The sequence below is a fragment of the Enterobacter sp. MGH120 genome (assembly GCF_001037725.1).
Taxonomy (GTDB): domain Bacteria; phylum Pseudomonadota; class Gammaproteobacteria; order Enterobacterales; family Enterobacteriaceae; genus Enterobacter; species Enterobacter hormaechei_C.
Genome location: NZ_KQ089940.1, coordinates 3,642,738 through 3,657,418 on the forward strand (window position 1 = coordinate 3,642,738; position 14,681 = coordinate 3,657,418).

Annotated in this window: 13 protein-coding genes; 1 reads left to right on the top strand and 12 read right to left on the bottom strand. The window is 55.7% G+C overall.

The window, feature by feature from the left end; translation table 11 throughout:
• Positions 1-10: 10 nt before the first annotated feature.
• The 5 genes from sucA to sdhC all read right to left on the bottom strand — a co-directional run bounded on the left by sucA (position 11) and on the right by sdhC (position 6,300).
• Positions 11-2,818 carry a 2-oxoglutarate dehydrogenase E1 component gene (gene sucA, locus SK54_RS17040; RefSeq protein WP_006809581.1) on the bottom strand — a complete coding sequence of 936 codons (2,808 nt, stop codon included), beginning with the start codon at positions 2,816-2,818 and terminating at the stop codon, positions 11-13.
• 238 nt (positions 2,819-3,056) lie between these two features.
• Positions 3,057-3,773: a succinate dehydrogenase iron-sulfur subunit gene (locus SK54_RS17045; RefSeq protein WP_023303307.1), complete on the bottom strand. Its 717-nt coding sequence runs from the start codon at positions 3,771-3,773 to the stop codon at positions 3,057-3,059.
• A gap of 15 nt (positions 3,774-3,788) precedes the next feature.
• Positions 3,789-5,555 (bottom strand): succinate dehydrogenase flavoprotein subunit, encoded by a 1,767-nt coding sequence (gene sdhA / locus SK54_RS17050; protein WP_023303306.1) that lies wholly within the window; start codon positions 5,553-5,555, stop codon positions 3,789-3,791.
• Positions 5,555-5,902, bottom strand: coding sequence for a succinate dehydrogenase membrane anchor subunit (gene sdhD, locus SK54_RS17055; protein WP_003858621.1), 348 nt, complete (start codon positions 5,900-5,902; stop codon positions 5,555-5,557). The genes sdhA and sdhD overlap by 1 nt, the downstream gene beginning before the upstream one ends.
• Positions 5,896-6,300, bottom strand: coding sequence for a succinate dehydrogenase cytochrome b556 subunit (gene sdhC / locus SK54_RS17060; RefSeq protein ID WP_026080740.1), 405 nt, complete (start codon positions 6,298-6,300; stop codon positions 5,896-5,898). Before sdhC ends, sdhD begins: the two co-directional genes overlap by 7 nt.
• Before the next feature lie 639 nt (positions 6,301-6,939).
• On the opposite strand from sdhC, the gene SK54_RS17065 reads away from it, so the two are divergent.
• Positions 6,940-8,223, top strand: a complete 1,284-nt coding sequence (locus SK54_RS17065) for a citrate synthase (RefSeq protein WP_006809584.1) — start codon at positions 6,940-6,942, stop codon at positions 8,221-8,223.
• Positions 8,224-8,307: 84 nt separating this feature from the next.
• Here the strand turns inward: SK54_RS17065 and nei are convergent, their stop codons facing one another.
• The 7 genes from nei to SK54_RS17100 form a co-directional block, all read right to left on the bottom strand.
• The gene (gene nei, locus SK54_RS17070; protein ID WP_048247646.1) at positions 8,308-9,099 is read right to left on the bottom strand and encodes an endonuclease VIII; all 792 of its coding nucleotides are present in this window, start codon (positions 9,097-9,099) and stop codon (positions 8,308-8,310) included.
• 18 nt (positions 9,100-9,117) lie between these two features.
• Complete coding sequence (gene pxpA, locus SK54_RS17075; RefSeq protein WP_017694139.1) at positions 9,118-9,858, bottom strand: 5-oxoprolinase subunit PxpA; 741 nt, start codon at positions 9,856-9,858, stop codon at positions 9,118-9,120.
• The gene (gene pxpC, locus SK54_RS17080; RefSeq protein WP_017694140.1) at positions 9,845-10,777 is read right to left on the bottom strand and encodes a 5-oxoprolinase subunit PxpC; all 933 of its coding nucleotides are present in this window, start codon (positions 10,775-10,777) and stop codon (positions 9,845-9,847) included. Before pxpC ends, pxpA begins: the two co-directional genes overlap by 14 nt.
• Positions 10,771-11,427 (bottom strand): 5-oxoprolinase subunit PxpB, encoded by a 657-nt coding sequence (pxpB, locus tag SK54_RS17085; protein WP_048247649.1) that lies wholly within the window; start codon positions 11,425-11,427, stop codon positions 10,771-10,773. Before pxpB ends, pxpC begins: the two co-directional genes overlap by 7 nt.
• A gap of 14 nt (positions 11,428-11,441) precedes the next feature.
• Complete coding sequence (locus SK54_RS17090) at positions 11,442-12,185, bottom strand: type 2 GTP cyclohydrolase I (protein WP_026094364.1); 744 nt, start codon at positions 12,183-12,185, stop codon at positions 11,442-11,444.
• Between the two features lie 10 nt (positions 12,186-12,195).
• Positions 12,196-13,608, bottom strand: coding sequence for a deoxyribodipyrimidine photo-lyase (phrB, locus tag SK54_RS17095; RefSeq protein ID WP_045334338.1), 1,413 nt, complete (start codon positions 13,606-13,608; stop codon positions 12,196-12,198).
• Between the two features lie 601 nt (positions 13,609-14,209).
• A complete protein-coding gene (locus tag SK54_RS17100) occupies positions 14,210-14,416 on the bottom strand; it encodes a YbfA family protein (protein ID WP_003858637.1) in 207 nt (68 codons plus the stop codon).
• Positions 14,417-14,681 lie beyond the last annotated feature (265 nt).

Here is a 14,681-nt window from a genome sequence, read left to right on the forward strand (position 1 = left end):
TATCCTTTAATTAATCGACGTTCAGCGCGTCATTGACCAGATCTTGTTGCTGCTTCTGGTGAACGGACATATACCCTACCGCCGGAGAGGCGGAGGCCGGGCGACCTGCATAACGCAGGGCAGACCCAAATGGAATCACTTCACGGAAATGATGCTGGCTGCAATACCATGCGCCCTGGTTGAGCGGCTCTTCCTGGCACCAGACAAAATCATGAACGTGAGCGTACTGTTTCAGCACTTCCTGCATCGCCTGATGCGGGAACGGATAAAGCTGTTCGATACGCACGATGGCGACATCTTTCTGATCGTTCTTACGGCGCTGTTCCAGCAGGTCGTAATAAACCTTACCAGAACACATTACGACACGCTTAACGGCCTGCGGATCCAGCTCGTCAATTTCACCGATGGCCGGCAGGAAGGTGCCGTTTGCCAGCTCTTCCAGGCTGGAGACCGCCAGTGGATGGCGCAGCAGGGATTTTGGCGACATGACCACCAGCGGACGGCGCATACCGCGCAGCGCCTGACGACGCAGCATGTGGTAAACCTGAGCCGGAGTGGACGGCACGCAAACCTGCATATTCTGCTCGGCGCAGAGTTGCAGATAACGCTCCAGACGCGCGGAGGAGTGCTCCGGCCCCTGTCCTTCGTAGCCGTGCGGCAGCAGCATCACCAGACCACACATACGGCCCCACTTCTGCTCACCGGAGGAGATGAACTGGTCGATGACGACCTGCGCACCGTTGGCGAAGTCACCGAACTGCGCTTCCCAGATGGTCAGAGTGCGGGGTTCTGCGGTGGCGTAGCCGTATTCGAAGGCCAGCACCGCTTCTTCTGACAGCACGGAGTCCCAGACCTTGAACTGGCCCTGACCGTTATGCACGTGCTGAAGCGGAGTGTACGTTGAACCGTTAGACTGGTTGTGTACAACCGCATGACGGTGGAAGAAGGTGCCACGACCCGCATCTTCACCGGACAGACGAACCGGAATACCTTCGTCAACCAGCGTCGCATAGGCCAGCGTTTCCGCGCCGCCCCAGTCGAACAGCTTCTCACCCGCCGCCATTGCCTGGCGGTCGCCATAGATCTTGGCCACGCGGGACTGCATCTCGATCGCTTCCGGCACGGTGCTGATGCGTTTAGCCAGCTCCTGCAAACGTTTCATTTCAACCTTGTTCGGGTAGCTCTCGTCCCACTCGTGGTTGAGGTACGGCGACCAGGTGAAGGAGTGCATGTTCATTGGACGCAGCTCTTTCACTACGCATTCACCCGCATCCAGCGCGTCGCGATAAAGATTGACCATCTCGGTCGCATCTTCCAGCGTCGCCACTTTTTCGCTTTCCAGCTTGTCAGCGTAGATTTTACGCGGCGTCGGGTGTTTTTTGATTTTCTGGTACATCAGCGGCTGGGTTGCACTTGGCTCATCCGCTTCGTTGTGGCCGTGACGGCGGTAGCAGAAGAGGTCAATGAACACGTCGCGCTTGAAGGTGTTACGGAAGTCCAGCGCCAGACGGGTAACGAAAGCAACGGCTTCAGGGTCATCCGCGTTAACGTGGAAGATGGGTGCCTGAACCATTTTACCGATGTCGGTGCAGTACGGGGTGGAACGCGCATCCAGCGGGTTAGAGGTGGTGAAGCCCACCTGGTTGTTGATTACGATGCGAACGGTACCGCCCACTTCATAACCACGCGCTTTCGACATGTTCAGGGTTTCCTGAACCACGCCCTGCCCTGTGACCGCCGCATCACCGTGAATAGTGATTGGCAGTACTTTATTGCTGCTCGGCTCGTCCAGACGATCCAGACGCGCACGCACGGAACCGATAACCACCGGGCTGACGATTTCCAGGTGCGACGGGTTAAACGCCAGCGCCAGGTGAACCTGACCGCCCTCGGTTTCGATATCCGACGAGAAGCCCATGTGGTACTTCACGTCACCGGTGCCGAGGTGCTCTTTATGTTTACCCGCAAATTCGTCGAACAGATCCTGCGGCTTTTTACCCAGCACGTTAACCAGCACGTTCAGGCGACCACGGTGCGCCATGCCCAGCACCACTTCGCGCGTGCCGCTCTTACCGGCATGACGAATCAGCTCTTTCAGCATCGGGACTAACGCATCGCCGCCCTCCAGTGAGAAGCGTTTTGCGCCAGGGAATTTCGCGCCCAGATAGCGCTCAAGGCCTTCCGCTGCGGTCAGTTCGCTGAGAAAACGTTTTTTCTCATCTGCTGAGAAATTCGCGTGGCCTGCCACGGATTCGATACGCTGCTGGATCCAGCGTTTCTCTTCGGTGGAGGTAATGTGCATATATTCCGCGCCGATGGAGCCGCAGTAGGTTTGCTTGAGCGCGTCAATCAGATCGCCCAGCTTCATCGTGTCTTTGCCGATGGCAAAGGAACCTACGTTAAAGCTTTCCTGGAAATCGGCCTCGGTCAGATCGTGATAAGCCGGATCAAGATCCGCTACACGTTCCTGCTGCCACAGTCCCAGCGGATCGAGATTCGCATGCTGGTGACCACGGAAGCGATAAGCGTTGATAAGTTGCAGGACTTTAACCTGCTTCGCATTGGTGTCAGGGTCGGAAATCGCAGAAGAGTAACGTGAGGCATCCTTCGCCAGACGACGGAAATAATCACGTGTTTTTGAATGGAATTGATCCGGTTTGACCCCTGTACCAGGCAACTGCTGGAACATGGAACGCCAGTTTGCGTCCACTGAGTCAGGATCGGTTAAGAAGTCTTCATAGAGCTGTTCTATCCAGCTCTGGTTTGAACCAGAGAGGTAAGAAGAGTCCAGCCAGGCTTTCATTGCGCCGTTCTGCATCGTGATCCCTTAAGCATTTTTATGCTTACTTTCGCCGTAGAAACTACCACGCACACCACGTGTACGTGCCGGGGTTCACCTGCGAGCTCTTTTCATTTGGCCCGCGAAGGAACCTTTAGAAACTGTCTAAACTTCAGGGCAGTTTTTAAAGGTTTCTGCAATTTGCCCGGTGACGCTACGCTTACCGGGCCTACTGTTACGTAGGCCGGATAAGCGCAGCGCCATCCGGCGTTGTTACTTACGCACTGCGCTGCAACAACATCGACTTAATATGCCCGATGGCGCGCGTCGGGTTCAGCCCCTTAGGACACACACTGACGCAGTTCATGATGCTATGGCAGCGGAATACGCTGAAAGCGTCACTTAGCCCTTCCAGACGATTCTCGGTTTCGGTATCGCGGCTGTCGATCAGGAAGCGATAGGCAGCCAGCAGACCCGCAGGGCCGATAAATTTATCCGGGTTCCACCAGAATGACGGGCATGACGTAGAACAGCATGCACAGAGAATACACTCGTACAACCCATCGAGTTTTTCACGCTGCTCAGGAGACTGTAAGTGCTCGCGAGCGGGTGGATTTTGCCCATTATTCAATAAGTAAGGCTTAATCTTCTCATATTGTGCATAGAATTGCCCCATGTCCACCACCAAATCACGCACGACCGGCAGGCCAGGCAGAGGACGGATCACAATTTTCTGGCCAGAACGCTGTAGCGCTGAAATTGGCGTAATACAGGCCAGACCGTTTTTGCCGTTCATGTTTACACCGTCAGAGCCACACACCCCTTCACGGCAGGAGCGGCGGAACGACAGCGTAGGATCTTTCTCTTTCAGCTGGATTAAGGCATCCAGCAGCATCATGTCACGACCTTCTTCCGCTTCGAGGGTGTAATCCTGCATACGCGGAGCATCGTCTACATCCGGGTTATAACGATAAACTGAGAATTCGAGTTTCATTATCCTGTCTCCGCATTAGTAAGTACGAATCTTCGGCGGGAACGCCGGACGCAGTTTCGGTTCCATGTTAACGCTACGACGCGTCATGGTTTCCGACTCTGGCAGATACAGGGAATGGCACAGCCAGTTTTCGTCATCACGATCCGGGAAGTCGAAGCGGCTATGGGCGCCACGGCTTTCGGTACGGAAGTTTGCCGACATCGCAGTGGCGAACGCGGTTTCCATCAGGTTATCCAGCTCCAGGCACTCAACGCGCTGGGTGTTGAACTCGCTGGAGGTATCATCCAGACGGGCATTCTTCAGACGCTCGCGGATCGCTTTCAGCTGCTCAAGCCCTTTGGCCATAGCGTCACCTTCGCGGAATACCGAGAAGTTGTGCTGCATACACTCCTGCAACGCCTTACGGATCTCCACCGGATCTTCGCCGCTACGGTTGCCGTTCCAGCGGTTGAGGCGCTCAAGAGAGGCATCTATTTCGTCGTCGGTCGCATCACGCAGCGCGCCCTGCTCGGCAATAGACTCCTGGAGATGCAGACCCACCGCACGACCAAATACCACCAGGTCCAGCAGGGAGTTGCCGCCCAGACGGTTTGCGCCGTGCACGGATACGCAGGCAATTTCGCCTACCGCGAACAGGCCAGGGATGACCACGTCTTCGCCCTGCTCGTTCACGGTCAGCGCCTGACCGGTCACTTTGGTCGGAATACCGCCCATCATGTAGTGACAGGTTGGGATAACCGGAATTGGCTCTTTCACAGGGTCGACGTGCGCGAAGGTGCGGGACAGCTCCAGAATGCCCGGCAGACGGGATTCCAGCACGTCTTTACCCAGATGGTCGAGTTTCAGCTTCGCGTGTGGACCCCAAGGGCCGTCACAGCCGCGGCCTTCACGGATTTCGATCATGATGGAACGCGCCACCACGTCACGGCCCGCAAGGTCTTTTGCGTTTGGCGCATAACGCTCCATGAAGCGCTCGCCATGTTTGTTCAGCAGGTAACCACCTTCACCACGGCAGCCTTCTGTCACCAGTACGCCCGCACCGGCGATACCGGTTGGGTGGAACTGCCACATCTCCATGTCCTGCACCGGCACGCCAGCGCGGATCGCCATCCCAACGCCGTCACCGGTGTTGATATGGGCGTTGGTAGTGGACTGATAGATACGGCCTGCGCCGCCGGTCGCCAGAACGGTTGCGCGGGCTTTGAAGTAGACCACCTCACCGGTTTCGATGCACAGGGCGGTACACCCCACCACGGCGCCATCGGCGTTTTTCACCAGATCCAGCGCATACCACTCGGAGAAAATTGTGGTGTGGTTTTTCAGGTTCTGCTGATACAGCGTGTGCAGCAGCGCGTGGCCGGTACGGTCAGCCGCCGCTGCGGTTCGTGCCGCCTGCTCGCCGCCGAAGTTTTTCGACTGGCCGCCAAACGGACGCTGATAGATGGTGCCATTTTCCAGACGAGAGAACGGCAGACCCATGTGGTCCAGCTCCAGAATCGCTTCCGGGCCGGTTTTACACATATATTCGATGGCATCCTGGTCACCGATGTAATCGGAACCTTTTACCGTATCGTACATATGCCATTCCCAGTTATCTTCATGGGAATTACCCAGCGCAACGGTGATACCGCCCTGCGCAGACACAGTGTGGGAACGGGTCGGGAATACTTTAGAGAGCAGCGCACAAGTCTGGCCGCTCTGGGAAATTTGCAGTGCGGCGCGCATACCTGCGCCACCCGCACCAATCACAACAGCATCAAATTCTCTGACTGGCAGTTTCATTACACACCCCACACCACAACAAATCCATAAATGACGTAAACCAGCAGAGCAACAACAATAATCAGTTGCAGCGGAAGGCGAATCGCCAGCGGTTTAACGTAATCGGTCAACACCTGCCACATGCCAATCCAGGCATGAATAAGGATGGAGAACAGGGCCAGCAGGGTGAACACTTTGGTGAAGGCCGATCCGAAGAAACCACTCCAGATTTCCCACGTCAGCGTGCCGCTGGTCGCGAAGAAACCGATCATATAGATGATGTAAAGGGTGAGAACGATGGCGGTAGCACGGACCAGGATGAAGTCATGTACGCCGTTGCGTCCTAATGCGGAGGCGTTGCTTACCATACGAGAACTCCTGCGAGAAGTGAAAGCACGACAGTGATCACAAATGAAATGTTAGCGGTACGTTTACCGGCCTCGAACGTCTCTTCCAGGTAGCCAAAGTCCATCAGCATATGGCGAACGCCGCCAACCACGTGATAGGCCAGCGCGGTCAGAATGCCCCACATGATAAATTTCACGAAGAAGCTGTTCATAATGGCTGAGGCCTGGAGGAATCCTTCAGGGGATGAGAGGCTGGTTCCCAGTAACCACAGCAAGATACCGACCGCCACAAACGTAATCACACCAGAAACACGGTGCAGAATGGACGCTATTGCTGTTACAGGGAATCGGATCGTTTTCAGATCCAGATTGACAGGTCTTTGTTTTTTCACATTTCTTATCATGAATAACGCCCACATGCTGTTCTTATTGTTTCCTTCCTCCGGACTGCGATGCGGGTCAGACAGCGTTCCTTTTCTATAACTGCGCGTCATGCAAAACATTGCTTCCAAATGCTAAAACGACACGTTACAACGCTGGGTGGCTCGGGATTGCAGGGTGTTCCGGAGACCTGGCGGCAGTATAGGCCGTTCACAAAATCATTACAATTAACCTACATACAGTTTGTTGGGTTTTCTCTGGAACAGTGATCGGGGTCACGATAACAACATCTTTTTAATTTTTAATCATCTGATTTGACAAATGTTAAACAATATTGTTACAAACGTCATCAGAAAAGGCATATAATGCGCAAAAGTTATGAGGTCTATCTTTCACCTGACAAATAGTTATGTAACAGTGTGATGGTATTGACCGAAGTTATCAGGACAGTTATTAGTGATATACAGGTTTGAATAATTCGGACTGCAAAAACGCTGATTTGCTGTTGTTTCACTGATATTTCATTCGTTTACCTGCAAGGCGCCATAGCTCTGTACCCTGGTTTCTCCTCGTGAGCTGAGCGGTAAGCCAAATAACAATCTGGTAACGATGATTAACAGCTGAAAGCAAATCCGGTAAAGCGCAGTCTTAAGCATAAGGCGCTAAGGAGACCGTAAATGGCTGATACAAAGGCAAAACTCACCCTAAATGGTGATGATGCTATTGAACTGGATGTGCTAAAAGGCACGCTCGGTCAGGATGTTATTGATATCCGTACGCTGGGTTCCAAAGGGGTATTCACCTTTGACCCTGGATTCACCTCCACCGCATCTTGCGAATCCAAAATCACCTACATTGACGGTGACGAAGGTATCCTGCTCCATCGCGGCTTCCCCATCGATCAGTTAGCCACCGAATCCAACTATCTGGAAGTGTGCTACATCCTGCTGAACGGCGAAAAACCGACGCAGGCCCAGTACGATGAATTTAAAACCACCGTGACCCGTCACACCATGATCCATGAGCAGATTACCCGTCTGTTCCATGCGTTCCGTCGTGACTCTCATCCGATGGCGGTCATGTGCGGTATTACCGGTGCGCTGGCGGCGTTCTACCACGATTCTCTGGACGTGAATAACCCACGTCACCGTGATATCGCGGCGTTCCGTCTGCTGTCTAAAATGCCTACCATGGCGGCGATGTGTTACAAATACTCTATCGGTCAGCCGTTTGTGTACCCACGCAACGACCTCTCCTACGCGGGTAACTTCCTGCGTATGATGTTCTCCACGCCGTGCGAAGAGTACGAAGTGAACCCGGTGCTGGAACGCGCGATGGACCGTATTCTGATCCTGCACGCTGACCACGAACAAAACGCCTCGACCTCTACCGTCCGTACCGCGGGCTCTTCCGGCGCGAACCCGTTCGCCTGTATCGCTGCGGGCATCGCCTCCCTGTGGGGACCGGCGCATGGCGGCGCGAACGAAGCGGCACTGAAGATGCTGGAAGAAATCAGCTCCGTTGAGCACATTCCTGAGTTCGTGCGCCGCGCGAAAGACAAGAATGACTCCTTCCGTCTGATGGGCTTCGGTCACCGTGTTTACAAAAACTACGACCCGCGCGCGACCGTCATGCGTGAGACCTGCCACGAAGTGCTGAAAGAGCTGGGCACCAAAGATGATCTGCTGGAAGTGGCGATGGAGCTGGAACACATCGCGCTGAACGACCCGTACTTCATCGAGAAGAAACTCTACCCGAACGTCGATTTCTACTCTGGCATTATTCTGAAAGCGATGGGCATTCCGTCTTCCATGTTCACCGTAATCTTCGCCATGGCGCGTACCGTGGGCTGGATTGCGCACTGGAACGAAATGCACAGCGAAGGCATGAAAATCGCGCGTCCTCGTCAGCTGTATACCGGCTACGAGCAGCGTGATTTTAAGTCTGACATTAAGCGCTAAAAAACACGCCCGGCGGCGCTTCGCTTGCCGGGCCTACAAGTGCGAGATGTAGGCCGGGTAAGGCGTAGCCACCACCCGGCTTTTTTACATCTGGCACCCAGGACACCAGTAAAACGGCCTGGAAGAGATCGTCGCCTTCTCAATCACCCCGCCGCACCGCTCACACTTTTTACCTGCCCGATGAAACACCTTGAAGCGGAACAGCGCCCCGTGATGCTTGTTCTCATCCACCACGCCGCGCGTGTTGTACGACAGCCGTGGAAGATCCAGTAACGCGTGCGACAGCGCCTCCAGCTGTTCATCGCTCAGCTGCGACACTTTGCGCTGCGGCGCCAGCCCCACTTCCCAGAGGATCTCCACCCGCAGGTAGTTTCCCAGCCCCGCCAGAAATGCCTGATCGAGCAATAGCCCGGAAAACTGCCGGTTGCGGAATGTGGGGGATAACAACCGGGCTTTCACATCGCTTGCCGTCAGACGCATGTCGAGCACGTCCGGCCCGACCCGCTGTAAGAACGGATGCGTCAGCAGCTGCTCCGGCGTTAACATTTCGATATCAGAGGCGCTGTAAAGCAGGATCGCCTTATCCGCCGTTTGTAGCCGCACGCGCAGCACGCGGGTCGTTTGCGGCTGCTCGTCCGCCTCCACCACCCGCCAGACACCGTAAAGCTGATTATGGCTGTATAACGTCAGGTTATGGGAAAAGTGGGTGAGTAACGCCTTGCCGCGCGTTTCAATGTGGGTCACCGTCTGCCCTACCAGCTGCGATTCAAACGGCTTGAGTTGAGGAAAGGCAAACCAGACGTGTGTCAGAGGTTTGCCCTTTATCGCCGCCTCCAGGCTATCCGCCGCGCGGCGGATCTCCGGACCTTCTGGCATGTTATTGTCCTTTCATGATTATTCTGCGCTGACAACAATGCCCTCTTCCGAGAACGCCGCCCGCAGGCGTCGCGCAAACTGGAGCGCATGCTCGCCGTCACCGTGTAAGCACACCGTATCAGCCTGAACGTTTGCCGTTGTCCCCTCCGTTGAGGTTACTCGCCCGAAGCGCACCATCTCCAGCGTCTGCGCCAGTGCTTTACCTTCGTCGGTGATCAGCGCACCGGCCTGCGTACGCGGAACCAGACTACCGTCCGGCAGGTATCCCCGATCGGCAAACACTTCCTGCCGCGTAGTCAGCCCCAGCCGTTCTCCGGCACGAATAAGCTCGCTGCCCGCCAGGCCTACCAGAATCAGTTGCGGATTACAGTCCCGCACCGCACGGGCAATGGCATCCGCCAACACCGGATCTTTCGCCGCCTGGTTATAGAGCATGCCGTGCGGCTTGACGTGGCGCAACACGCCATTCTCAGCGCGCACTATCGCCTCCAGCGCGCCGATCTGGTAGAGCATTTGCGCGTAAACCGTCTCAGGCGGCAGATCCATCGCTGTGCGACCAAAGTTTTCCCGGTCGGGAAAGCTGGGGTGAGCGCCAATCGCCACGCCGTTTTTCATGGCATTGCGCACGCTTGCCAGCATGGTCTGCGCATCGCCGGCATGAAACCCGCAGGCGATATTCACCGAGGAGACCAGCGTCATCAGCACCGCATCGGCGTTGCTGCCCTCCCCCAGATCGGCGTTTAAATCAATCTTTACCATCGAGCCTCCACGCCAGCTGTTCGAGATAACGCTGCTGATCCTGCCGGGCTTTCAGCGCCTCCTCCAGCGAACACTGCACAAAATGAATGGGCTGACCTAGAGGAATTTGCGCCAGATGGTAGCGATCCGCTTCGATAATGCAGGCAATACGCGGATATCCCCCCGTGGTTTGCGCATCGTTCATCAGTACGATGGGCTGCCCGTTGCCCGGCACCTGAATCACCCCGGGCAACAGACCATGGGAAAGCAGTTCCCGGTCAGTCGTGCGGGTCAGCGGCTGCCCCTGAAGCCGGTAACCCATGCGGTTACTCTGCGGGCTGATCTTCCACGGCGAGCGCCAGAAAGACTCTTTCGCGGCTTCATCAAACTCATGGTATTCCGGTCCTGGTAAGGCGCGGATCACGTTCCCCCACAGCAGCTGTTTCACGCCCTGCGTGGTGGTGAAATGGCGCGTTGAGGTCTTTATCCGCAGACGATCGCCGTCACGCAGCAGCCGTCCTTCATGGCCGCCCATTCCCGCTTTCTGGTCGGTGCTGGATGAGCCCAACACCTCCGGCACGTCGATCCCCCCCGCCACCGCAAGATAGCTGCGCACGCCGTGCAGAGGACGCTTGAGCGTCAGACGCTGCCCGGCCTTCGCCCGCAGGCGCCAGCCGGTCCACACCGCTTTGCCGTCCAGCATCGCGTCACAGCCCGCGCCGGTTAAGGCAAACCAGGTTTCCTGACCAAACTCAATCACGCACTGACCCAGCGTAATTTCTAACGCCGCCGTGCTGCCTGCGTTACCTACCAGCAGGTTGGCAATCTCCAGCGAAGGGCGATCGAGCGCACCGCAGTAGCTTACGCCCGACTGACGCAACCCAAAACGCCCGGCATCCTGTACCGAGGTGTAAAGCCCTGCGCGAATAAGCGTTAACATACCCCCTCCTTCTGCGGGATAAAGCGCAGGGTATCCCCCGGACGCAGGAGTATGGGCGCGTCCTGGCCTGGTTCAAATAACGGCGTGGACGTGTGCCCAATCAGCTGCCAGCCTCCCGGTGAGGCGAGCGGATAAATTCCCGTTTGCTCGCCACCAATCGCCACGCTGCCCGCCGGTACGCTCAGGCGCGGCTCAGCCCGGCGCGGCGTATGCAGCTGGGGCGATAACCCGCCCAGATAGGGGAAACCCGGCTGAAATCCCAAAAACCAGACAACATAGTCGACTGAGCTATGCAGCTCCACAACCTGCTTCTCCGTTAATCCACAGTGTTCGGCCACCACGCCAAGGTCGGGACCTCCCTTGCCGCCATAGACAACCGGGATCTCAATCGTCCGCGATTCCGGCTCCAGCGCCTCGCTCTCCTCCCACCAGCGTTGCAGACGCTCAATGGCATCCAGCGCCCCCGCGTGCGGATCACGCAGCACCACGGTGATATTATTCATACCCGGAATAGCTTCAACCACGCCGGGTAGCTCGGGCAGTCGCTGAGCCAGACGCCAGATACGCTTTTGCGTGGCAAGCGTCACCGGAGGCTCAAGCTCCAGAACTACCGCGGTTTCACCCAGAAGATAACAACGCGCTCGCTGCACTTAACTACCTCTCATCAGGCCGGATTAGGGATATCAATAAACGTCACATCCAGATCGGTATTTTCCGTCAGCCACTCGCTGAGGGCGCGGATGCCGCCACGCTCGGTGGCGTGATGGCCCGCCGCGTAAAAATGCAGGCCTTGTTCACGGGCTGAGTGAATGGTCTGCTCGGAGACTTCGCCGGTAATGAAGGCGTCGACACCAAAACGCGCCGCGCTGTCAATAAAGCCCTGGCCGCCGCCGGTGCACCATGCCACGCGCTTCACGGTATCCGGCCCGGTGTCGCCGCACCACAGCGGACGACGCCCCAGGCGCGCTTCGATCCACGAAGCCAGCTCCAGACCCGGAACCGGCATCGACAGTTCGCCCCACGGCACCAGAGGTTCAATTTCGCCCATCACGGTAATCCCCAGCAGCTGCGCAAGCTGAACGTTATTTCCCAGTTCAGGATGCGCATCGAGCGGCAGGTGATAGCCGTACAGATTGATGTCATTCGCCAGCAGCGTTTTGAGTCGGTTGCGCTTCATGCCGCGAATAATCGGTGATTCGTTTTTCCAGAAATAACCGTGGTGGACAATCACCGCATCGGCTTCCTGACGCACCGCCTCATCCAGCAGCGCCTGGCTTGCCGTTACGCCGGTGATGATTTTTTGCACCGCCTCGCGCCCCTCCACCTGCAAGCCATTCGGGCCGTAGTCGCTAAACGAAGCCGTGTTGAGTTTTTCGTTAATCAGGCGTTCCAGTTCACTGTTTTTCATCATCATTCTCTCAAACTTTTCGGGCGGCTTCGTACGCCGCCAGCGTGGCGACGCGCGCCTGTTTATGGTCGACAATGGGACGGGGATAGTTCAGGGTAACACGCTGTTTATCCGCCCATACCCAGGGTTCATGAATGGCTTTGGCCGGGACATCCTTAAGCTCCGGCAGCCAGCGACGGATAAACTCGCCGTCGGCGTCAAATCGTTGTCCCTGCGTGGTCGGATTGAAGATCCGAAAATAGGGAGCCGCATCCGTTCCGGTGGAGGCCGCCCACTGCCAGCCGCCGTTATTCGCCGCCAGATCGCCATCGATCAGCTGAGAGATAAAATAACGCTCTCCGGTTCGCCAGTCGATAAGCAGATCCTTCACCAGGAAGCTGGCGGTAATCATACGCAGACGGTTATGCATCCACCCGGTTTCATTGAGCTGCCGCATAGCCGCATCAACAATCGGGAAGCCGGTGAGCCCACGCTGCCATGCTTTAAGCAGCTTCTCATTCGACTGCCACTGTACCTGTTCGGTCCAGCGAATAAAGGGCCGATGTTTACACAAATCAGGATGATACGTCATCAGATGGCGATAAAACTCACGCCAGATCAGTTCGTTCAGCCACACTGCGCCCGCCCCCCCGTCTAAGGCCTGAGGCTGTTCCGCCAGCAGGCGATGTAAACACTGGCGCGGAGAGAGCGCACCCAGCGCTAAACAGGCCGACAAGCGGCTGGTGCCTTCAGTCGCTGGAAAATCCCGACGCGCCTCGTACTCCGCCGCCCCCTGCGTGCAGAACTGACGCAACCGGTCAATAGCTGCTTTCTCACTGGCGGGGAATACCGTTTCATCGAACGACTGCTGGGGATAATTCAGCCTGATCTCAGGCAGATCCGTTATCGTTTCCCCTCTCACGGCCGGGGCGGTAACGCACTCAGGTAGTCCCTCTTTCAGGCGTTTGATAAAGGCATTTTTAAACGGCGTGAAAACTTTATACATCTCGTGACTGCCGGTCATTACGCTGCCCGGCGCGAGCATCACGCTGTCATCAAAGCCTTCACAGACCACGCCCGCAAGGGTTTTCTCCAGCTGACGATCCCGCTGTTGCTCGTTGAATTCATACTGATAGTTGTAATAAAGATGCGTTACTGCGTGCTGCTGGCAGATTGCCTGCACCGTCTGGCGCTGCGCGGCAAAATCATGGGCCTCTTTATAGATCAGCGGAATGCCTTTTTCAGCCAGTGAATGTTGCAGGTCATTCAGATACGCGCTGAGTAGTGCCGCTTGCCGGGGCGCCATGTCATGCTGCCGCCACTGTTCAGGCGTGGCGATAAACAGGGCCAGCACATTCGCGTCTTTAGCGCGGCAGGCCGCCGCGAGAGCGAAGTTGTCGTGAATGCGTAAATCCGCGCGAAACCAAACCAGATGGGTGGGCATAAAACTCCTGGCAATTGTCCATTATGTCCGTAAGGGCATGCCGTAAAAGGAAAAAGGCACGCATTGAACTACTTTGCCATGAAGTGTAGACGGGATGAAATAAAAAAGGCCGCCCGAGGCGGCCTTAACGCTACTTGTCCTGCGCTATCAGGGTAAAGGCAATAAACACATCCGGTTTATCACTCTTTACAACAAGTACGCTGGCGACAATGAACGCGATGCATAAATAGCGTTTCACTATGCGGTCCCTGCTGCTAACCGCTCCACCTATCACCACCGGTGATAAATCGGTGGACACAAGCTCTGTGTGGAGCCTGACTCACGGTTGTGGTAACACCTTTCCCGGGACCGGTGCCCATTTGCGAGATGGCGGAAAGGGACGCTGCATAGTAGGCATCACGTGAGCAAAACGTAATCCATTGAACCTGTTTTTAAGAATTTATTTAGGAGTGAAGCGTTTGCTTATTAAACCAGCAGAAGTATGCTTGTAAGCCTCTGTGTGAGAGCTTGAAAACCACCCAACGGACCGCGAATCCCGAGGGACAAAAAAACCGCCACATTGCTGTAGGCGGTTTTTTTATGGCTACGATGTCACACCGTATCAGTAGAAATCGCAGGTCGCTTTCTCGGCCTGATCCATCCACACCGGCTTCTCGCTGGTTTTCGCCCAGACGCGGTGCAGGTAACTGTAGAAACGTGCGCGATCTTTCCAGAACAGCATCACCGGCAGGGCCAGCACGCCAGCCACTACGGCGAAAGTGCGACGCATGAAAATGATATGAGCCGGAAACTCTTTATAAAGATCCATAATTTTCTCCCCTGTAGTTGGCCGGAAACCGTCTCCGGAAAATGTGAAATCTGTGACCTGGTTAAAATAATACCGCTTTGTTTGTAATTTTACTACTCATCCGACCACTTATTTTCATCCATTTCGTGAATATTTACATTCCCGCCTGTAATTAAGTTACAAAAAAGTTAACGATTTACTTACCAATAGTTAAATTGTGGTCTTTCCCTTTTTATACTTTTTTTACACCTGCCCTTCTGATTTTTGCGAAATCTTTGCGCCATAA